Here is a 20,942-nt window from a genome sequence, read left to right as displayed (position 1 = left end):
TAATTATAGTTACGACATATACAACCGGCTGTACAGGCGTTCGTGCTGCATACTGCGGATATCAAATGCCGCATTGCAAAGCCCGAGCAGTGATTTATCGGGTTGTATTGTTGCTTCCGTCAGTTCTTTCAGTAAAGGTTGCAGGTCAAAGAGGATGTCCTGCCCATCCATTTGCCCGAGGGGCACCAGCTTTACGCAGTTGGTCACCATTCCCATAGCAGCATTGTAATAGTATGCGTACAACGCGGACGACAACGGGATATTAGTAAGCTGCGCATAGATGCCAAATACGAGGCAGTAGTGCGGGCTGTTGCCCGCAGCTGTTTCATATTGCGTAACCAGTTCGCTGGTATACCTGCGGCTGAAAATGCGTGTGAGCCGCGCTCCCAGCTTCTGGCTGGCTTCCCGGAGTTCACGCGGCGCTTTTACGGCGGTGCATAAGTGATGCAGCTCCAGCAGTTCGCTCACATTGTTTTGTGTAGCTGCGGCATAAGCCAGGCTCATAAATGCGGCATCGTTGTAACGGATATTATTCTGCAGCATGTTACGTACAAAGGTGGCGGCCGTAGCAGCGTTGTTCACCAAACCCTGTTGCACAAAGGTTTCCAGCCCGGCAGAATGCGTGTAACCGCCAATAGGCAATGTGCTGTCTGCCAGGTGTAGTAAGCTGCCGAGATAATGCTGTTCCATATGCTTTATTTTGACGCCAGTTCCAGGATCTTCTCAAAAAATGAAGGGCCGCCGTTGCCGTGCGTATGTGGCTGCACGTTAGTACGCAGGATGTGCAGGAGCTTGCGGCGTTCTTTTACCACCGGGTAACCGGCTGCATGCAGCCAGCGGTACAGCGGTTCATCTGCGGGAATCAGCAGTTGTTCTTCTTCGAGGAAAAGCGGCAGGTGTTTGTTACCGATTTCGTAACACACCTTTGCCATTTCCGCCATATTCCGCGGGCTGATCACGATGGCTTCGCACGGAAGGATATCTACCACGATCATGAGGTCATCATCCTGGTAAAGGATATCATTTTGCCTGAGCTGCTGCCCTTCCTTTGTAAACTTCAATGCTACTTCACGGCCGCCGGCAGTATGTTTCCGCTGAATGCGCCGGGAGGTTTCAAACCACTCCAGCGGCAGCAGGTCGGTTTCCTTACTGCTGCGTGTATGCGTATCCGTATTTCCTATGATTTCCCTTACCAACATATCTCCTCCGGGTTAAAATAAAAAATAGCGCTGTGCGAGCGACAGTTCCTTTAACGGTTCGCAGGTAATTTTTTCGCCGTCTACCCGTACTTCATATGTTTCAGGATTTACGGTGATATCGGGTGTTTTATCGTTGTGGATCAGGTCTTTTTTGGAGATGTTACGGCAGTTGCTCACCGGTAACAGCTGCTTCTGCAAACCGTATTCTTCTTTAATCCCTTTCTCTAACGATAACGCAGATACGAACAATACGCTGGTGTGCAACAGTGCTTTTCCGTGTGCGCCAAACATATGGCGGTACACCACCGGCTGTGGTGTTGGAATAGATGCGTTGGGATCGCCCATGCGGCTGGCATTGATCATGCCGCCTTTAATGATCATTTCCGGTTTCACGCCAAAGAAAGCGGGTTTCCATAGCACCAGATCCGCCATCTTACCGGGTTCCAGGGAACCGATATGTGTGGAGATGCCGTGTGCGATAGCCGGGTTGATGGTGTATTTGGCAATGTATCTTTTTACGCGGAAGTTATCGTTGTCGCTGTTTTTATCTTCTTCCAGTGCGCCGCGTTGTTTCTTCATTTTATCGGCGGTTTGCCAGGTGCGGATAATCACTTCACCGATCCGGCCCATTGCCTGTGAGTCGGAGCTCATGATGCTGAATACGCCCATGTCGTGCAGGATATCTTCTGCAGCAATGGTTTCCGGGCGGATGCGGGAATCTGCGAAGGCCACATCTTCCGGCACTTTTTTATCCAGGTGATGGCATACCATCAGCATGTCGAGGTGTTCATCGATGGTATTTACCGTGTATGGGCGCGTGGGATTGGTAGATGCGGGTAATACATTCGGGAAGGAGGCTGCGCGGATGATATCCGGTGCATGGCCGCCACCGGCGCCTTCGGTGTGGAAGGTATGTATTACGCGGCCGTTGATGGCGTTGAGTGTATCTTCGAGGAAACCGGCTTCATTCAGCGTATCGGTATGAATGGCGATCTGTACATCCAGTTCATCGGCTACTTTCAGGGAAGCGTCTATTACGGCCGGTGTAGCGCCCCAATCTTCATGAATTTTGAGTCCCAGTGCGCCGGCGGCGATCTGTTCCACCAATGGTTCTGTAGTAGCGCAGTTGCCTTTACCAAAGAAGCCGAGGTTTACCGGGTATGCCTCTGCGGCCTGCAGCATGCGCTGGATGTTCCATTTCCCCGGTGTTACCGTGGTGGCGCTGGTGCCATCCGCCGGACCGGTACCGCCGCCTATCAGGGTGGTTACCCCGCTGAAGAGGGCGTGATCCACCTGTTGCGGGCAGATAAAGTGAATGTGTGTATCAATACCACCTGCGGTAGCAATGAGGTTAGCGCCGTTATGTACTTCGGTAGATGCACCGATGATGAGCTGCGGATGTACACCGTCCATTGTATCGGGGTTACCGGCCTGCCCTACGGCAACAATCTTACCGTCTTTAATCCCTATATCTCCCTTCACAATACCCCAGTGGTCAATGATGATCACGTTGGTGATCACAAAATCGAGCACGCCTTCGCTGCGCAGTGCAGTGGCCGATTGCGCCATGCCGTCTCTCACGCTTTTGCCGCCGCCGAATTTGCTTTCATCGCCGTATACGTTATAGTCCTTTTCTATTTCGATGATGAGGTCTGTATCTGCCAGCCGTACGCGATCGCCGGTGGTAGGACCGTACATGTTTACATATTTTGTTTTGCTGATAGACAGGCTCATAGTTGTTCAGATTTAAAGTTGAGGGAAGCTGCTTTGGCGATGGCAGCGGCTTTTACAGCAGGATCGGTGGTATCGCCGTTTACGAGGTTGTTGATACCGATCACTTTCCGGGCGCCGCCGAGTTCCACCAGTTCTACTTCTTTGGCTTCCCCTGGTTCAAAGCGTACTGCGTTGCCTGAAGGAATATTAAGCCGCATACCGAATGCCGCTTCCCTGGGGAAGGACATCATGCGGTTCACTTCAAAAAAGTGGCAGTGGGAGCCTATCTGTACCGGTCTGTCGCCGGTGTTCACCACGCTGATCCTGACCGTTTTCCGGCCGGCATTGGCAATGATATCTTCTTTCTTCAAAAAATATTCTCCGGGGATCATGGTTGTAAGATTTAATAATGGTTAACGGATAGGATCGTGCACGGTGACCAGTTTGGTGCCATCGGGAAAGGTAGCTTCGATTTGTACTTCGTGTATCATTTCGGGGACTCCTTCCATTACATCTTCGCGGGTAAGAATGGTAGCGCCGTAGTGCATGAGCGCGGCCACGGTATTCCCGTCGCGGGCTGCTTCCATTAAACGGCTGCTGATGAGGGCAATGGCTTCCGGGTAGTTAAGGCGCAGTCCTCTTGCTTTTCTTTTCTCGGCCAGTTCTCCGGCCAGATGCAGTAATAATTTCTCGGTTTCCCGTGCAGTCAGGTGCATATGAATAGATTGTTGTATAAAAACTTGTTTCCGGGAGATTGGCTGGTGTATGAAAGGAGTGGTAAAGTACGAATTTTCCTGATAAAACGGCGGGGTATATAAACAGTAAAGCAGCTGTTCGTTTACCTACAGGTAGCTGAACAGCTGCTTTGATAAAAAATATTTAGTGTGCGGCGGAGGCTATTTTACCAAACCGGGTGCGTACTGCATCCAGTTCTCCGCGTTTCATTTTTGATGTTTTTTCGAGGATGCCTACAAAGTATTCCACTTCTTCTTTCTGGGCAGGGCAACCTACATTTTGCAGTTTACCGGTAGGACCTTTCATGCGGCTGTCGGCCAGCAGTTCGCCGTTGGTGTTTAATACCAGCCAGAAAGGAATACCTTCCTGATCGCCGTGGTATTTTGCCAGCAGGTCAGCGCCGCCCGGGTTTTCCAGTGCTTTGTTGGCGCCGTTTTCCAACACGGTGATATGACGGATCTCGTAGTTATTATCGAATGCTTTCTTAACACTGGCATCATTCATCGCGGTATCCATTTTATGGCACCAGCCGCACCAGGATGCGTGAAAGATGACGATCACTTTTTTATTGGCTTTTGCTGCCTGTGCGCAGGCATCTTTTACTACTTCATCCGCCGCAGGTGGCGCCTGTTGGGCTTTTACAGCAGAGAAAGTGAGCGCGGATAATACGAATGTTAAAGAGAGAACTAAAGAACGCATGGGTGATTGGTTTTCTCAAATGTAAGTTTTTCCCGGAATTAGAAAAGTTAAAAAGGATGAGGGAAGATGAAAGCTATATAGCCGGTTCATCTTCCCTCATCCTTATAAAAAGTATCGGTATTATTTTCTTAATCATCCAGTTTGAGTACCGCCAGGAATGCTTCCTGTGGTATCTCCACGTTACCTATCTGGCGCATACGCTTCTTACCTTCTTTTTGTTTTTCCAGTAATTTACGTTTACGGGAGATGTCACCGCCATAACATTTCGCGGTTACGTCTTTACGCATAGCGCTGATATTTTCGCGGGCAACAATCTTTGCGCCGATGGCAGCCTGGATGGCGATAAGGAATTGCTGGCGTGGCAGCAGTTCCTTCAGTTTTTCGGTGAGTTTACGGCCAAACTCCTGCGCGCGGCTTCTGTGGATCAGGGCACTGAGTGCATCCACTTTTTCGTTGTTCAGGAGGATATCCATTTTCACGATGTCACTGTCGCGGAATCCGATCGGCGTATAATCGAAGGAGGCGTATCCGCGTGTCTGACTTTTCAGTTTATCATAAAAGTCGAATACGATTTCCGTGAGTGGTATTTCAAACATCAGCTCCACACGGGTGGTGGTCAGATAGCTTTGATTCAGGAGGTTACCGCGTTTGCCGAGGCACAGGGTCATGATGTTACCGATATATTCGGGTTTGGTGATGATCTGTGCGCGGATGAAAGGTTCCTCGATCCTGTCCAGCTTGGTGGGATCGGGCATTTCGCTCGGGTTATTTACGGTGATTACACCATCGCGGGTGGTGTGTGCAATGAAGCTTACGTTGGGAACCGTGGTGATCACGGTTTGATTGAACTCCCTTTCGAGGCGTTCCTGGATGATTTCCATGTGGAGCATACCGAGGAATCCACAACGGAAGCCAAAACCCAGCGCCTGTGAGGTTTCCAGCTCATAGGTCAGGGAGGCATCGTTCAGCTGCAGTTTGTCCATACATTCACGCAGCTCTTCGAAATCTTCTGTATTTACAGGATAGATACCGGCGAATACCATTGGCTTTACTTCCTGGAATCCGTTGATACCTTCCAGGCAGGGGTTGTTCGACAACGTGATGGTGTCTCCTACCTTTACTTCCTTAGCGCTTTTGATACCGGTAATAATATACCCTACATCCCCGGTGAACACTTCCTTGCGGGGATCGAGGCCCAGTTTCAGGATGCCTACTTCATCTGCAAAATATTCTTCCCCGCTGTTAAAGAACCTGATCTTATCTCCTTTTTTGATGGAGCCGTTGAACACGCGGAAATATGCGATGATACCACGGAAGGAGTTGAATACGCTATCGAAGATGAGTGCCTGCAATGGCGCGTCGTTACTGCCTTTTGGAGCGGGAATACGGTGTACGATGGCTTCGAGGATATCTTCGATGCCGATACCGGTTTTACCGGAAGCGAGCAGGATATCTTCTCCTTTTACGCCGATGAGTTCAATGATCTGGTCTTTCACTTCCTCGATCATGGCGCCCTGCATATCAATTTTATTGATAACGGGGATGATTTCGAGGTCGTTTTCCAGTGCCAGGTAAAGATTTGAAATAGTTTGTGCCTGGATACCCTGTGCGGCATCTACCAGGAGGAGCGCTCCTTCGCAGGCGGCAAGCGCGCGGGATACTTCGTAGGAGAAGTCCACGTGGCCGGGGGTATCAATCAGGTTAAAGATATATTTTTCACCATTTTTTGCAGTGTAATCCATTTGAATAGCGTGGCTCTTGATGGTGATACCTTTTTCACGTTCAAGATCCATGTCATCCAGCACCTGGGCCTGCATGTCGCGGTCGGAAATAGTATGTGTAAACTCCAGTAAACGGTCTGCCAGGGTACTTTTACCGTGGTCAATATGGGCAATGATACAAAAATTGCGAATATTCTTCATATGATGTTTTGCTGTTCCGTAGTCTGCTGCAATGTACTGCATCGGACCTTTTCAGCCGGCAAAGGTATTGAAATTAGTTCATTAGTTAATGCGTTTAGTAATTATGTTTTGTTATTTGGTTTTTAAGGAGATAGAAACCATTGCGCGGGCTTTTTTTGATATATTAATATATAAAGCTCAACTTTATAGACATAAGGGAAAATGAGGGTGTTACCCCATATTATTAAAAAATTAAAAATTCACCGCACATGGAACTAACTAGTCAGTTTGAAGAGGCAGTGGCAGCGAGCAAAACCCTGCCGGAGAAACCGTCCAATGAAATTTTGCTGCAGCTGTACGCCCTGTACAAACAGGGAACAACCGGCGATGTGGATAATGACGGCCCTTCCAACCCGTTTGACTTTGTGGCGAAAGCCAAGCATGAAGCGTGGGCGGAGCTGAAAGGTAAAACGAAAGATGCGGCTATGCAGGAATATGTGGACCTGGTAAAGAAGCTGAAAGGAGGCAATTAGCCCGGAGCTGTTAGCTGACGGCTAACAGCTTCTTTCATCTTTTTCCTTACTTTTGAGTTATGGTACCTTCATACACGATAAGCGAAAAATCACAACATTACCTGGCGCTGGAAGAACAGTATGGTGCCCATAATTATCATCCGCTGCCGGTTGTACTGGACCGGGGCGAAGGTGTTTTTTTATGGGATGTGGATGGCAAACGTTATTATGATTTTCTATCCGGCTATTCTGCCGTAAACCAGGGGCATTGTCACCCTAAAATTATTGCCACCCTCATAGAGCAGGCAAAAAAGCTGACACTTACTTCCCGTGCATTTCACAACGATCTGCTGGGAGAATACGCACAATACATCACTACTTATTTCGGATATGATAAAGTGCTGCCCATGAACACGGGTGTGGAAGCGGTGGAAACAGCGCTGAAGCTTTGCCGCCACTGGGCATATATTGTAAAAGGCGTTCCGAAAGACAAAGCAAAAATCATTGTATGCGCCAATAACTTCCACGGACGTACGCTGAATGTGATCTCTTTTAGTACAGATCCTGCGGCACGTGATAACTTTGGTCCGTTTACCCCGGGTTATGAAGTAATTCCATACAACAGCTTAACCGCACTGGAACAGGCTTTACAGGATAAAAACGTAGCCGGTTTCCTGGTGGAACCCATACAAGGGGAAGCTGGTGTAATGGTACCGGATGAAGGATATTTGTCCAAAGCGCGGCAGTATTGCCAGGACGCCAATGTACTGTTCATTGCAGATGAGATCCAGACAGGATTGGCCCGTACCGGTAAAATGCTGGCATGCGATCATGAAAATGTGCGCCCGGATATCCTGATACTCGGAAAGGCGTTGTCGGCCGGCACCCTGCCCGTGAGCGCCGTACTCGCGGATGATGAGATCATGCTCACCATCAAGCCGGGCGAACATGGCTCTACTTACGGCGGCAACCCGCTCGCCTGCAAAGTGGCCATCGCTTCCCTGCAGGTACTGAAGGATGAGAAGATGGCGGAAAACGCTGCGGAAATGGGCCTGTTGCTCCGCAACGGCCTGAAGGAACTGCATTCGCCATACATCACCACCATCCGTGGTAAAGGACTGCTGAATGCCATCGTTATTGAACATAAAGACCCGGAAGCTGCCTGGGACCTTTGTCTTACTTTAAAAGAAAACGGCCTGCTGGCCAAGCCTACCCACGGTGATAAAATACGGTTTGCACCTCCCCTGTCTATCAATGCCGGACAGATCAATGATTGTGTGCAAATCATTAAAAGAAGCCTGGAGCAGGCTTTCAGTTAGTGAACCTTGTATGACTACATCCCATAAAGCCATCCGTAGTTCAGGATGGAAGACAGATTTTTTAATCGGGTTCCCCGATGGGCTTTTCCTGTTGTTCTTTGCTACGCAGGTGATACAGGTATTTCCCATTGAGGTCCAGACCTTTTATACCATTCACCTGTGTGCGTGGATTATCGGCGCTGTGCTGGTGATGATCAGCGCGTTCCAGGCTAACAAAGGCGACCTGCAGCACGACAGCGCCCTGTTGTCGGACCAGGAACGCACCAAGTTGCAACGCCTGGATATCACGCCACGTGTGATTGCGCATATAGAACAGGAAATGGAGAAGGATGCCCATTCATGGGAGCTGATGCTGGAACACGAGAAAGTAAAGGAATCTGCGTTTAGCCGTTCCCGTGCTATCAAGAGTGCGTTGATGACAGGGGTTTTCTTTTTGCTTGGCGGTATCCTTTCGCTGGGGCCTTATCTCTCCAATGAAAATTTCGCGGCTGCCTCACAAACCAGTATACTCCTGGTTTTCCTGGGGCTTACCATTTTCAGTTTTATCAAGGCGAAAGTAACCGCGCAACGTCCCCTCCCGGTAATTTTACGATATTGGGTGATGGGAGCCGGTATCCTGGCAGGTGCGTGGATCTTACATAAAACCATCTTCTGAAAATAAAAAAGCGGCATCCGGAAATTACCCGGATGCCGCTTTGGTTATTCGTTCCTTATTTACTGCTTTTTGGCGAGCGTGTAAACAACACACAGGCAAAAGCCACCAGCGCACCGGCGAAAGACAGGTACAGACCGGGTTGCGACTGCGGGCAATCGCCCATTTCACATCTTGAGTACAACAACATATTCCTGAAGGTCCAGGCCAGCAGGAACCCTACAATAAAGAGGTTCACCCTGGACACCCACTTGTTCTTCACCAGGAATATTCCAATTGCCAATACAGAAAGGATAATACATAACCGGCCGGGCTCTCCGTAATTGGAACCTGTTCCGTTTACGCCTGTAAATACCAGGTGCCTGCCTTCCACGTCTACCACCGACCACGGCAAAAAGGCGCATACAATCACCAGCAACACTGCCAGTATTCCAATAATAGCTGTCCTGGACATACTTTTCAATTTAGGGAGGCAAAGGTACTTATTTTGCGCCCGGTTCACAATGCGAACGCAAATAATTAGTATATAAAGTAGACAGGTGCTCGAAAGTTCCTTGTCCTTCAGAGATACTGTGCGTACGGTTAGGATAAGCCATAAACTGGAACTGCTTGTTATACCTGATCAGTTCATTCAGCAGCATTTCCGCATTCTGATAATGTACGTTATCGTCGCCGGTGCCGTGGATGTACAGCAGGTTGCCCTGGAGATTTTTTGCGTAAGTGATAGGCGAACCTTTTACAAAGTCTTCCCGGTTTTCTTCGGGCAGACCCATGTAACGTTCCTGGTAAATGTTATCATAAGTAAGCTGGTTGCCTACTGCGGCAATAGCGATCCCTGTTTTATAAATTTCCGGATACTGGAACAGGAGGTTCAGCGTCATAGAGCCGCCACCGCTCCAGCCCCATACAGCGGTCCGTTGCGGATCAAGAAAAGTATATTTCTGCAGCAATGCTTTAGTGCCCATTGCCTGGTCGCGTGCATTGATCAATCCTACCTTGCGGTACACGCATTTACGCCAGGTACGGCCTTTGGGCAACGGGGTGCCCCTGTTGTCCATTGATACGTATACATATCCATCGGCGGCCATGTCACCATCATAGAGGAAGTTACGGCCTGCGCCGATGGCGTCCAGTGTTGTAGCGCCGGCGGGTTCGCCGTATACATAAAATACCACGGGGTATTTTTTAGCGGGATTAAAATTGGCGGGTTTACTCATCCAGCCGCTCATGGTAACGCCATCAACCGTAGTGATGCTGAAAAACTCCGGTTTATTGGGCGCTGCGGCGCCTTTGGTGATCGCATTCAATACTGTATTGCCATTGCTTTTATGCGCAGGCAGCTGCAGGTTTTCACTAACAGGATAAGTATAGGCGTTGCTAAAGTCGTGGATAGCCCATGCGCCGTAAGGGGAAATTTTATATTCGTGGGAACCAGGTTCGTTGGCCGGCGTAATGCGTTCCGCCTTGCCGCCGTTTAACGGCACCCTATAAAGATATTGCTGGGTGGGATTATCCGGCGAGGCCAGGAAATAGATAGTGTTGGTGGCTTCATCAATTTTGGCAATGCTGATCACATCATAGTTACCGGGTGTGAGCAAGGTAGCTTTACCATCTTCCGTAGAAATATTGTAGAGATGACGCCAGCCGTCCTGTTCACTTACCCAGATGAAGGATTTGCTGTTGCGGATAAAGTCCCATCCGGCGATGTTGTCATCGTCCCAGCGTGATTTTACATCGATCCAGGCGCTGTCTTTTTCCTGGTAAATAGAGCGAACGTTTCCATTAGCGGCATCGCAGAGCATTATTTTGCTTTCGTTTTGTTTGCGGTTCAGCTGCTGGATGATGAGGGTATTTTTACCGGGTACCCATTCCATACGGGGAATATAGTGTTGTTGCTGATCGCCTGGAACCTGCATCCAGGTTGTTTTAGCAGTTTGTATATCTGCTACGCCGATGCGGCAGGCGGAAGGGCTCTCTCCTGCTTTCGGGTATTCTACCGGTACTGTAAAAGAATATATGGAATCGGTATTATCGATCATGAGGAAGTCGCGGATCTTCGTGGCATCGATCTGCCAGTAGGCGATGCGCTTGCTGTCGGGGCTCCAGCGGAAGCCGTCGCGGCAGCCGAATTCTTCTTCATAGGCCCAGTCGAATGTGCCATTGATAAAACGGCGGGTACCATCAGTAGTGATGGGAGTAATGGCGCCGGTGGAGAGGTCTTCCACGAAAATGTTATGTCCGCTTACATAGGCGGCTTTGGTGCCGTCCGGTGATAATTTAGCGAACATAAGAGAAGACGCGGGCTTATCTTTCCCGAGCTGCAGCAGCTTTCCGCTGGCAATGTCCAGTAGCCAGTAGTCGCCGCGGGTTTCGTAGCGCCATACTTTTTTTGAGTTGGTATAAAGCAGTACTTTTTTTTCATCTCCGGAAAAATAAAAATCCTTTATAGCAAGGCTATGATAGCTGGCTGCGGGAATTTTAAGGGAAGATGGTTCACCGGAAAGCGGGAAAGATTCGATCCCGGCCGGGGTGGCTTTAAAATAAGATTTGCCGTCGAGGCTCCACCGGATGCCCTTTCCGGGCTGCGCCTGTGTGGGTAAATAATACAGCGCGATAAAAACAATGAGTAGCGTAAGTTTCTTCATTATGTAAGAATAATTTGCAATGGTAGCCAAATTATAATAGAAAAAAAATGAACAATATAGGGACGGTAGCGTTAACTGGATAAAAAATCACCCTTTCGTATTAAAAAAACAATTTCTTTTTGCCTATTTTTATGTCAGAATTAATAATTAGATAATGAAAACCAGCCGGTTAGCCATATTTTAACCGGTAATCCTAAATCCTGCAGAAAAACCATCAGTTATGATACAGATTGCCTTATCTTATAAAAACCGTGAATACCGGCATTTTGAAGATTCCTCTCTTGCGCAGATAGCCGAACACACCCGGAAATTACTTTGTGCTTTGCTGGAAGACATTTATGACCTTGTTTCAAAGGAAACAGGCCGTTTCCTGATCTACCTGGATCATCATCCGAAAATTGAAGTGGAAGGATTCAGTCATGGTCTGCGTAACCAGATAGAGCGTACGCTTCGTGGTGAATCTGCCTATGAGGATGATTATTAAGCAGCATTAATTAGTTGCTTCTCTCCTGTTATAGTCATATAAAGTATCCTTACCTTAGTTCATAAATACGACAAGGAGAATGCAGCTTACCTTCATCCAGGTATTGGAATTACTGGGCACTTTTGCGTTTGCTGTTTCGGGAGCCACAGCAGCTATTAATAAATCGTATGATGTAATCGGACTACTGGCGCTGGCCTTTATCACGGCAATTGGCGGCGGTACTATCCGCGACCTCCTAACCGGCGCCACACCAGTTGCCTGGATGACGGATGAACTCACCAACAGTGCTATTATTGTGGCCGCCATTATTGCCGCATTATTTTTTTCCTATGTAAAAAAACTCACCCGTTTACTCAGCACCTTTGATGCGATAGGGCTGGGACTCTTTACTATTACCGGTATCAACAAAGGACTGGCAGCGGGGCTTCCCATGCCTATATGTGTGGCGCTGGGCGTAATTACCGGTACTTTCGGCGGATTGCTGCGTGACGTTATCACCGGGGAGCAACCCATTCTTTTTACCCGTGAAATATATGCAGCCGCGTCCATAGCGGGTGGCATCCTGTACCTGGTTGCCGGGCACTTTACCGGTGTTTCCGGAGATATTGCGCAGGGTATAGCCGTTACCGTTATAGTGGGCATCCGGCTGGCAAGTCTGCGGCATAACTGGCAACTGCCCCGGTTACGTTCCTAGCGGGGATATTTGCTGATAAATAAAATTTATTATATTGCTGATATGATGGCATTATTTGATAATTATATCGCGTTTGCGACTACCGTATTTATGGGATTACTGGCAATTGTAAATCCTGTTTCAGCCATCCCTGTTTTCATGGAGCTGACATCCAATATGGATAAAAAAGCGAAGCGAAACATTGCCACCAAATCAGTGATCATTGCCTTTTGTATTATTCTTGTTTTCAGTGTGGCGGGCAAACTCATTTTTCATGTTTTTGGCATCACGCTGGCTGCACTGCGGGTTACCGGCGGTATCCTTGTTTTTGTGATTGGATATGAAATGGTACGCGGAGAAAAGGAGAATAAAAATGAGAATCCAAAACTCGGTACACAACCGGTGAAGGCCGACCAGGGAATCAGCGTAGCCATTACCCCACTGGCGATGCCGCTGCTGGCGGGCCCCGGCGCTATTACCACTTCTATGAGCTATTCAGCGGCTAAAGATCTCACACATCTCGCAATTGTAATAGGCATTTATGCATTTATATGTTATATCACCTATCTCCTCTTTATTGCAGGTGAACGCATTGTAAAAATTATCGGCACCAACGTCATGATGGTGATCACAAAAATGATGGGACTTATCCTGGCCGTTATCGGCGTTCAGATGTTTGCCCTCGGCATCCGCGAACTTTTTAATTTTTAAAATAGTTTTTCAGAGAACAATTTTAAATCGTTTCGTGTTATTATTTCAGATGCGCATTAAAAGGATTATTTAGGGTAAAAACAAAAAGGAAAGAATATTTAAGAAGATAGCAGCCATCATCCACATAGCGTTAGCCCGCTATGACTGTCATTACGCATCATTCAAAAAAATCCAAAACCATTTTATCCTATTGAAACTCTTCACGTAAAAAGCGTGAGGGAATCTTATTGCCTTCTTTAAAAACTTTTTTTAGTTGAACAACAGGTAAATCCGTTATTGATTACTAGGTGGATGTTATTTGTTCTCTTTTTTTAATAAGAACATAAGAAAATCAATATAGACGGAACAGTTAGCAGAAAAGCCGTCCCGATTCCTCGGGACGGCACTTTTTTTCAGCCCTGGCTTTTCTTTCTGCGCTTGCTGTCTGCTATATCTTTCTGATCATATTCGTCTTCGTCGTATCCTTCCAGTACATTGTTCCGGTCGTCGTTCCTTTCCTTTTTGGCGCCGCCTTTTGCCGGGGCCAGTGCTTCATTCCTACGCTTTGTTTCTTTCAGCTCACGCTTTTCGGAAGTGCTTTTTTTGATCGTCATAAGTCATGGTTTTATGGTAGGGTTACAAAAAAAACGCCGGAACCACATTTACGGAATCATAATACCCTCTTTAATTTCATCTGTTGCAGGCGCAATCACCCGTTCATCTGCCTGCAGGCGGCCGAACACTTCCGTGGAATCATTGTGGTGATTGCCTTCTTCTATATCAATCCATTTTGTATGATGATTCCTTACGGCGATGACATACTTTTTTTCCGTAGACATTACAATGGCGCTGGCGGGCACCAGCAGCGCCTGTGCCGAGCCTTTCAGCGGCAGCATCACTTCCGTATACATTCCTGCTTTGAGTAACCGTTTCGCGTTCTGTACATCTATTTCTACAGCTTCAGAGCGGTATTTATCATTCAGCGTGCCTGCCTGCCGGGCAATGGTACCCTCGAAATGCCCACCGGGAATAGCGTTTACCTCAAAGGTAATTGCCGATTGCTCCGATAGCTGCGCACTGTATATTTCGGGCACCTCCAGCATCAGCCTCAGCTTATCTTCCTGCTCCAGCATCAACATGGGCTTATCATCAACTTTGGTATCCGGCCCTACCAGTGCGCCGGGATGGATATTGCGTTCTGTGATCACACCATCGAAGGGCGCCGTAACGGTTAAGTAGCCGCGGTTCACTTCCTGTGCGCGGAAATTGGCCTGTTCGCTGTTCATTAATGCGCTGTCGGCCAGCATACGGGCTTTAGCCAGCTCCAGGTCGTGCGGGGAAATGGTGCCTGGTTCTTCGCTGGTGGCCACGGTGCGTTCGTAGTTATCCTTGCTGGAGGCGAACATGGCCGCTGCCTGCAGGTATTTGGATTGTGCCGCGTAGTAATGCTGGGTTACTTCCGGTGCTTCCAGCACCAGCAGTACCTGTCCTTTCTTTACTTTGGAGCCACGGTCTACCGAAATGCTTTTTACAAAACCATTAATCCTCGGATAGATGCTTACTTTCTGAAAGGCAACCAACGTACCAGGCAGGCGGATACTCCCTGCCAGGGGCCGTTGTACCGCTGTTGCAAGGGTATAATGACGTTCGTCTTTACTTGTTTTCTTTTTATCGGTCATAGCGGCTGAATTACAGGCAGCCATGATAACGATCATACTTACAGTGAACAGATAATATTTAGAATGCTTCATCATGTTAGATTTTATTTTAAACATTGGCGTTGTCCGGCATTAAGGAAGGCGACTGGTAGCCTGTTTTACGTTGCATCAGTGCATATACCTGTGGCAATATGAGCAGGGCTGCGAGTGTGGAAGCTATCAGTCCGCCGATAACGGCGCGGCCCAGCGGCGCTGTCTGATCGCCAGCTTCCCCGAGGCCGCTCGCCATCGGGATCATCCCTGCAATCATGGCCAGGCTGGTCATCAGGATGGGGCGCAATCTTACGCCGGCGCTCACAATGGCCGCTTTCCGTGCATCATGGTATTCCATCCGGAGCTTTTCCGCATTGGTAACAATCAGGATGGCATTGGCTACCGACACACCGGTAGACATGATCATACCCATATAAGATTGCAGATTCAGCGTAGCGCCCGTGAGCAACAATGCAATCAGCGCGCCTGCAATTACCGCCGGGATGGTAGTAAGTACCACCAGTGATAATTTAAACGACTGGTAGTTGGCGGCCAGCAGGAGGAAGATAACGGCTACCGCTATCATCAGCCCGTTCTGCAGGCTGTTCAGCGTTTCCACGAGGAGACTGGAAGCGCCTTTCAGTTCTGTGATCAATCCCTTTGGCGGCGTGCCGGTTTCCCGGATTGCCTGTTGTACGGCGGCGGTGGCAGCGCCCAGATCTTTACCGGAAATATTGGCACTAACGGTAACGAACCTACGCGGACCGGAACGATCGTATTCCCCCGGCATTTCCGTTTGGGTAAAAGTGGCCACGTCTGCCAGTACGGGCCGCGGCTGGCCTTGCACCAGCGGGATCTCTTTCAGGTCATTTAATGCCGTCATGTTATACTCCGGCACCTGTACCTGCACCTGGTAGGTATAGGCCACCTTTTCATCGAGCCATTGATTTTTTTCGGTAAAACGGCTGGAGGACGTGGATGCGGTAACAGAGCGGGCTACCTGGTAAATGTTTAACCCCATCTGCGCCAGTTTGAGGCGATCGATGTGAATGCTGATCACCGGGAAATGCAGTGGCTGCGCAATCTGTACATCCCGCAGAAATGGAATGTCGTGCAGCTTATTCACCAGTTGTTGTGCATACGTCGAGATCTGTTGCATATCCTTCCCGGCCACCCTTACTTCTATAGGTGTAGCGGCTCCCTGGCTCATAATTTTTTCCGTGAGATCTATCGGCTCAAAAGACAACCGCATCTCCGGTATTTTTGCCGTGATGTTCTTCCTGAGCTGATCTTTCAGTGTTTCGATATTTACCTTATAGTTTTCCTCCAGGTTCACCTGCAACACCGCTTCGTGCGTGCCGCTGTTAAAAATATAGAGGTTGCTGGTACCGTAGCTGCTGGGAATTAGTCCCACGTAAGCGGAACTGATGGCCACATGTCCTTCCACGGTGCTGTCCACTACTGCCAGCACTTCATGCAGTGCGGTTTCCGTACGTTCCAGACGTGTACCATCGGGCATGCGTAAACGAAGCTGGAACTGCCCGGCGTTGATGTGGGGCATGAGGTCCTTCCCTATCCATACATAGCAACCACCTGCCAGCAGCAGCGAACCAATGATATAAACGGTAACGACTACACGCGATTTATTCATACCGCTTTCGAGCACCCGCATAAAGCCTCCTTTAAAACGTTCGAAGCCCGTTGCTTTTTCCGGGTGCCGCGTGGCCTGTTGCAGATGTTCATTCACTTCTTTTACTTCTTCCGCATCCAGTGCCATCACGGCGTGCGCATGATGCTGGTATTTATCTGCCTTCAGCCACCAGTTGGCTATAACCGGCACCAGTGTTTGCGCCGCGAAATAGGAAGCTACCATCGCAAAACCGATGGATAACGACAGTGGCAGGAACATGGCGCGAGGTACGCCCGTCATGATAAGTGACGGTGCAAAAACCGCCAGGATACAAAGCAGGATGAGCAACAGCGGGAATGCAATTTCCTCGCACGCATCATAAATCGCCTGCCGTTTGGATTTACCCATTTCCAGGTGCTGGTGGATGTTTTCAATAGTCACCGTGGCCTGGTCTACCAGGATGCCAATGGCCAGTGCGAGGCCGCTTAGCGTCATGATGTTAATGGTTTGCCCGGCCAGTTTAAGCCCCATTACCGCGCATAACACCGCCACCGGTATGGTGACTACCACCACCAGGCAGCTGCGCAGGTCCCGCAGAAACAGCAGTACCATCAGCCCTGTGAGCAATGCACCCAGTGCGCCTTCTGTGATGAGGCTTTTCACGGCATTGATCACAAACACCGACTGGTCAAATTCGTACGATACGTTTACGTCGTCCGGCAGCAGGCTTTGCATTTCCGGGATTTTGGATTTCAGTGTTTTCACCACATCCCAGGTGGAGGCGTCGGCCGTTTTTACAACGGGGATATACACCGAGCGCTTACCGTTGACCAGTGCATAATCCACCGTTACATCCGTGGCGTCGGCCACGCGGGCCACATCGCGTACAAACACGTTGTTGTTGCCATTGGTCACAATGGGAATATCGCCAAAGCCGGCCACCTCCTTTTCGAGGGAGTTGATGGTGGTTACGAACATGGTGTTGTTGATACGGATATTGCCGGAGGGTGTCATCACATTATTTTTTGCGATGGCTTCTACTACTTCATCAGCGCTGAGGTTGAAGCTGCGCAGCTTTTGCGGATCAACATTAATGACCACCGACCGGGAGTTGGCGCCAAAAGGCGGTGGCGCCGAAAGTCCGGGTACAGAGGCAAACATAGGCCGGATGCGGGTAGCGGCCAGGTCGTAAATTTCCTTCAGCGACTTTTTCGGGCTGCTGAACACCAGCTCTCCCACAGGAAGGGATGATGCGTCGAAACGCATTACCTGCGGTGGCAGTGCTCCCGGCGGAAAAAATTTCATGGCCCGGTTTACCTGTAATGCCACCTGGGCGGAGGCTTCCGCCATATCTGTATTTTCATAAAAGGTGAGCTTTAATAACGTTAACCCCTGTATGTTTTTCGTAGAAATACTTTTTACGCCATTTACATACAGGAACTGATCCTGCAGGCGGGTGGCAAAGAAGCCTTCCATCTGCTGCGGCGACATCCCCCCGTATGGCTCTATCACATAGATAGTGGGCAGGTTTAATTTCGGAAAGATGTCGATGGGTATATTGAAAACAGACAGCAAAGAAAAAAGCAGCAACCCGCCGGTGATCACCACCACTGCAATAGGCTTCTTCAGTGCCGAAGATACAAATGACATAATGAATAGCGTTTAGTTCAGATCAGGTAAAAGTTGTGAAATAGTATTGCCCGCGTAAGCTGCACGGAACAGTGCTTTCCAGGCGGCGTCGCGGGTTTGTACCAGGTCTGTTTCCGCGCGGTTCAGCACAAACAAAGCGGTGGTGACATCAATAATATTGGTGAGTCCTCCTTTATACAGCGCCATTTTCTGCCTTGCTGCAGCCCGTGCGGCGGCCAGTTGCAAAGGCAGCTCCTTCAGCTTATCGCGCGATGTTTGGATATCCGACTGCGCCTGTTGCAGTAACCCGCTGAGCGTAGTGCGGGTAGTGGCCAGTTGTTGTGCGGCTACTTCCGAACGGTATTGCTGTACGGCTACTTTTTCATGTGTGCGTTTCAGGTCAGTAAGATTGTAAGTGATTCCCAGTCCGAGCAAATAGTTGTACCTGCTGTATCCCAAGCCGCTCCACAGGTTTTTATCATATACATCATTGAATGATCCACTGGAACCGCGCATCCATCCTGCTGCCATCAGGTTTACTTTTGGCAGCCGTGATTTGCGGATCACATCGGCGGCGGCGCGTTGTTGCTGGTATACGGCATTGTAATATGCCAGCATAGGATGGGCCGCCAGGCTATCCGGCGCTTCACTGCCCAGCAGTACCGGTAAGCGTTTGTTATTAACGGTATCAGGCTGTATCTGTGCAGTATCAAGACCGGTAAAAACGCCCAGTTGAATGCGTATCTGGTTGTAATTGTTTTTTATATCCAGCAGCGTGAGTCTGGCTTTCGACAACTCTGCGGCTGCGATGGCACTGTCCACCCCGGGTTTGAGGCCATGCAGCACGGTGGCCGTAACCGCCTTCAGCACTTCTGCATTACGCTGGATATTGTCTGTGGCTATTTGCTGCAATGCGTATAGCCGGAGCAGTTCCAGGTAGTTTTGAATAACGGATACCGTAAGCTGGTTAGCCGTATTATTCAGATCTGTTTGCTGTACTTTCAGCGACTGGGCCGCTTCTTTCTGTTCACTGCCATAGGCGCCGAAATTGTAGATCTCCCATTGCATGGCTGCCATTGCGATGTTACCGCTCAATAAGGCGCTGTTATTTTCTGCACGGATACCACCTGATGTGGAAGGGATCATCCCCAATGTGAAGTAAGATCCATAAATGCTGTTGTCTGTACCGGCATCTACCTGGTCGTGCAGTTTTATGGCCGGGTACCAATTGTGTTTAATATCTGTAAGGCTGGCCTGTCCGGCGTTTACCTGGGCCTGTTTGGCCTTTATAGCGGGGTAATGTGCGAGGGTAAGCGCAATAGCCCGCTGCAGCGAAAAGCTATCCGCTGCAGATTGTGCGAATAAAGAAGTGAAGGGGACAATACATAGCAACCACCAACACCTCTTCTTCACGATCCTATGTAAGTTCATAAATCGCTAAAAAAGAAAATGAAATAAATAAAATGATAAAACGGGTTATCAGGCGGCAGGTGGGCCTCTCCAGCTTCTTAGCGGCGTGGGTACGCTGAGGTAAGGATTGAAATAATATCCTTTGAGGATTTTGTCTACATAAATAAACCGGGTAGTAACCGCCGACAATAAAAGCGGGCAAACCTTTTCGTGGCCGTAGCTGTCGTTGATACCAACGGGGCGGCGTTTGAACCGGTTAATGGTAGCGCGGAACCGGGGCGCTTTATCCACCGCTTTAAACGTGATGCCGGTGGTGGCGTGAATATTATCCGTGCCTTTTAATTGTATCCTCCCGGTCTGCCCCTGCACCTGTGGGAGGAACATCACCGCGATTAATACAAAAAATAAATGCCGGAATAATTTCATGTGGTATACTGTAATGAATTTACTAAGATATCCAAAAGTACGGGCTTCGGTAGCCGGTATATATTTTTTTAACCGGATTTTAATGTCTTAAAAAAAACAGATGAGACAGAGTTCTTCCATTTTCAGCAGGGCATTGGCAAGGCGGAAGTCCTGCATATTGAGGCAGGTGAAGGATTGATATTCATCCAGGCTGGTGCCGGCTGCTACTATTTTCAGTTCGTGTTCATCCAGCTGATCATTTACAAAGTCCAGCACGCCTTTAGCGAAATCTTCCGCGCCGATGATGGCTTCAAAATCGGCCGCATCAGGGGCTTTCAACATAATACCGGCCTGCCGCAAAGGGGTAAGTTCATTCAGCGCGCTGATGCCGCTTTCTGCAAACTGCTGCCATTCAAATTCCACCACGTTGCCGGTAGCTGATAATGCAGTATATAATTCTTCCCAGATGGCGGTGGCATTTGGCAGCACGATATCCGGCAAATGGCTGATCTGCTCCTCGGCATCGTCTTCATTAAAGATATCGAGATATAGCTGTACCAGTGGTTCACGGGCATTGGACAGACCGTGCAGGTTTTCCAGCATCTTTAGTTCCTGCATGAGAGCGGACCAGCGGAGCAACAGTTCTTCTTCATCTTCCTCATTCATCTCATCCGGGATGAGCACTGCTTTGTCGTGCAACTTATAATTATCCAGCCTGTTTTTCCGGATGTGCAATCCCGGCGTACCAAAAGAAAGCTCATAAGAAGCACAATTCAGGAAGGCAGTACCGATAAGTACCTTATCCATGAATATTTCGTGTACCACGCTTTCTTTGGTATCTATGTGCGAGTAGCCACTCTCCTTCCCATAGGTTTGTGTTAACCAGTTAAAATCTTCACGAGAAATAGCAGGCATCTGTTCTGGCATAAAAATTAGTCGGTGAAAGACAAAAGTA

At 48.9% G+C, this 20,942-nt stretch carries 21 protein-coding genes; 6 read left to right on the top strand and 15 right to left on the bottom strand.

Annotated elements, in window-relative coordinates; genetic code table 11:
* Positions 1 to 9: 9 nt before the first annotated feature.
* The 7 genes from B5Z18_RS22880 to lepA all read right to left on the bottom strand — a co-directional run bounded on the left by B5Z18_RS22880 (position 10) and on the right by lepA (position 6,268).
* On the bottom strand, positions 10 to 690 hold the full coding sequence (locus B5Z18_RS22880) for an urease accessory protein UreF (RefSeq protein WP_079471855.1): 681 nt from the start codon (positions 688 to 690) through the stop codon (positions 10 to 12).
* A 5-nt stretch (positions 691 to 695) separates the two neighbouring features.
* Positions 696 to 1,199 carry an urease accessory protein UreE gene (gene ureE / locus B5Z18_RS22875; protein WP_079471854.1) on the bottom strand — a complete coding sequence of 168 codons (504 nt, stop codon included), beginning with the start codon at positions 1,197 to 1,199 and terminating at the stop codon, positions 696 to 698.
* Between the two features lie 12 nt (positions 1,200 to 1,211).
* Complete coding sequence (ureC, locus tag B5Z18_RS22870; protein ID WP_079471853.1) at positions 1,212 to 2,933, bottom strand: urease subunit alpha; 1,722 nt, start codon at positions 2,931 to 2,933, stop codon at positions 1,212 to 1,214.
* Positions 2,930 to 3,304: an urease subunit beta gene (gene ureB, locus B5Z18_RS22865; RefSeq protein ID WP_079471852.1), complete on the bottom strand. Its 375-nt coding sequence runs from the start codon at positions 3,302 to 3,304 to the stop codon at positions 2,930 to 2,932. Before ureB ends, ureC begins: the two co-directional genes overlap by 4 nt.
* Before the next feature lie 21 nt (positions 3,305 to 3,325).
* Positions 3,326 to 3,628, bottom strand: a complete 303-nt coding sequence (ureA, locus tag B5Z18_RS22860; RefSeq protein WP_079471851.1) for an urease subunit gamma — start codon at positions 3,626 to 3,628, stop codon at positions 3,326 to 3,328.
* Between the two features lie 163 nt (positions 3,629 to 3,791).
* Entirely contained in the window at positions 3,792 to 4,346 is a 555-nt protein-coding gene (locus tag B5Z18_RS22855; protein WP_079471850.1) for a thioredoxin family protein, read from the bottom strand.
* Positions 4,347 to 4,474: 128 nt separating this feature from the next.
* Positions 4,475 to 6,268 (bottom strand): translation elongation factor 4, encoded by a 1,794-nt coding sequence (gene lepA, locus B5Z18_RS22850; RefSeq protein WP_079472473.1) that lies wholly within the window; start codon positions 6,266 to 6,268, stop codon positions 4,475 to 4,477.
* Positions 6,269 to 6,516: 248 nt separating this feature from the next.
* Here lepA and B5Z18_RS22845 point away from each other — a divergent pair, with 248 nt between their 5' ends.
* The 3 genes from B5Z18_RS22845 to B5Z18_RS22835 are packed head-to-tail and all read left to right on the top strand — an operon-like array spanning position 6,517 to position 8,733.
* Positions 6,517 to 6,780 (top strand): acyl-CoA-binding protein, encoded by a 264-nt coding sequence (locus B5Z18_RS22845; RefSeq protein ID WP_079471849.1) that lies wholly within the window; start codon positions 6,517 to 6,519, stop codon positions 6,778 to 6,780.
* A gap of 59 nt (positions 6,781 to 6,839) precedes the next feature.
* Positions 6,840 to 8,078, top strand: a complete 1,239-nt coding sequence (rocD, locus tag B5Z18_RS22840) for an ornithine--oxo-acid transaminase (RefSeq protein ID WP_079471848.1) — start codon at positions 6,840 to 6,842, stop codon at positions 8,076 to 8,078.
* A 10-nt stretch (positions 8,079 to 8,088) separates the two neighbouring features.
* Positions 8,089 to 8,733 (top strand): VIT1/CCC1 transporter family protein, encoded by a 645-nt coding sequence (locus B5Z18_RS22835; RefSeq protein ID WP_159454396.1) that lies wholly within the window; start codon positions 8,089 to 8,091, stop codon positions 8,731 to 8,733.
* A 55-nt stretch (positions 8,734 to 8,788) separates the two neighbouring features.
* Here the strand turns inward: B5Z18_RS22835 and B5Z18_RS22830 are convergent, their stop codons facing one another.
* Together B5Z18_RS22830 and B5Z18_RS22825 are read right to left on the bottom strand one after the other, a co-directional pair.
* The gene (locus B5Z18_RS22830) at positions 8,789 to 9,184 is read right to left on the bottom strand and encodes a hypothetical protein (protein ID WP_079471846.1); all 396 of its coding nucleotides are present in this window, start codon (positions 9,182 to 9,184) and stop codon (positions 8,789 to 8,791) included.
* Between the two features lie 28 nt (positions 9,185 to 9,212).
* On the bottom strand, positions 9,213 to 11,375 hold the full coding sequence (locus B5Z18_RS22825) for a S9 family peptidase (protein ID WP_079471845.1): 2,163 nt from the start codon (positions 11,373 to 11,375) through the stop codon (positions 9,213 to 9,215).
* Between the two features lie 220 nt (positions 11,376 to 11,595).
* On the opposite strand from B5Z18_RS22825, the gene B5Z18_RS22820 reads away from it, so the two are divergent.
* The 3 genes from B5Z18_RS22820 (at position 11,596) to B5Z18_RS22810 (ending at position 13,243) form a co-directional block, all read left to right on the top strand.
* Positions 11,596 to 11,859: a hypothetical protein gene (locus B5Z18_RS22820; protein ID WP_079471844.1), complete on the top strand. Its 264-nt coding sequence runs from the start codon at positions 11,596 to 11,598 to the stop codon at positions 11,857 to 11,859.
* 79 nt (positions 11,860 to 11,938) lie between these two features.
* Positions 11,939 to 12,553 carry a trimeric intracellular cation channel family protein gene (locus tag B5Z18_RS22815; protein WP_079471843.1) on the top strand — a complete coding sequence of 205 codons (615 nt, stop codon included), beginning with the start codon at positions 11,939 to 11,941 and terminating at the stop codon, positions 12,551 to 12,553.
* 42 nt (positions 12,554 to 12,595) lie between these two features.
* Positions 12,596 to 13,243, top strand: coding sequence for a MarC family protein (locus tag B5Z18_RS22810; RefSeq protein WP_200817322.1), 648 nt, complete (start codon positions 12,596 to 12,598; stop codon positions 13,241 to 13,243).
* Between the two features lie 392 nt (positions 13,244 to 13,635).
* On the opposite strand, the gene B5Z18_RS22805 is transcribed toward B5Z18_RS22810, so the two are convergent.
* The 6 genes from B5Z18_RS22805 to B5Z18_RS22780 form a co-directional block, all read right to left on the bottom strand.
* A complete protein-coding gene (locus B5Z18_RS22805) occupies positions 13,636 to 13,836 on the bottom strand; it encodes a hypothetical protein (RefSeq protein ID WP_079471842.1) in 201 nt (66 codons plus the stop codon).
* Positions 13,837 to 13,884: 48 nt separating this feature from the next.
* Entirely contained in the window at positions 13,885 to 14,976 is a 1,092-nt protein-coding gene (locus tag B5Z18_RS22800) for an efflux RND transporter periplasmic adaptor subunit (protein WP_159454395.1), read from the bottom strand.
* A 13-nt stretch (positions 14,977 to 14,989) separates the two neighbouring features.
* On the bottom strand, positions 14,990 to 18,193 hold the full coding sequence (locus B5Z18_RS22795; RefSeq protein ID WP_079471840.1) for an efflux RND transporter permease subunit: 3,204 nt from the start codon (positions 18,191 to 18,193) through the stop codon (positions 14,990 to 14,992).
* Positions 18,194 to 18,205: 12 nt separating this feature from the next.
* Positions 18,206 to 19,585 (bottom strand): TolC family protein, encoded by a 1,380-nt coding sequence (locus B5Z18_RS22790; RefSeq protein WP_159454394.1) that lies wholly within the window; start codon positions 19,583 to 19,585, stop codon positions 18,206 to 18,208.
* Positions 19,586 to 19,651: 66 nt separating this feature from the next.
* Positions 19,652 to 20,008 (bottom strand): hypothetical protein, encoded by a 357-nt coding sequence (locus B5Z18_RS22785; RefSeq protein ID WP_079471838.1) that lies wholly within the window; start codon positions 20,006 to 20,008, stop codon positions 19,652 to 19,654.
* Positions 20,009 to 20,095: 87 nt separating this feature from the next.
* The gene (locus B5Z18_RS22780; RefSeq protein WP_143313667.1) at positions 20,096 to 20,902 is read right to left on the bottom strand and encodes a DUF6630 family protein; all 807 of its coding nucleotides are present in this window, start codon (positions 20,900 to 20,902) and stop codon (positions 20,096 to 20,098) included.
* Between the last annotated feature and the right edge of the window lie 40 nt (positions 20,903 to 20,942).

Source organism: Chitinophaga ginsengisegetis, from assembly GCF_900168065.1.
GTDB classification, from domain to species: domain Bacteria; phylum Bacteroidota; class Bacteroidia; order Chitinophagales; family Chitinophagaceae; genus Chitinophaga; species Chitinophaga ginsengisegetis.
Note: the sequence above shows the minus strand (reverse complement) of the source record. Positions and strands in the feature narration are given on the sequence as shown.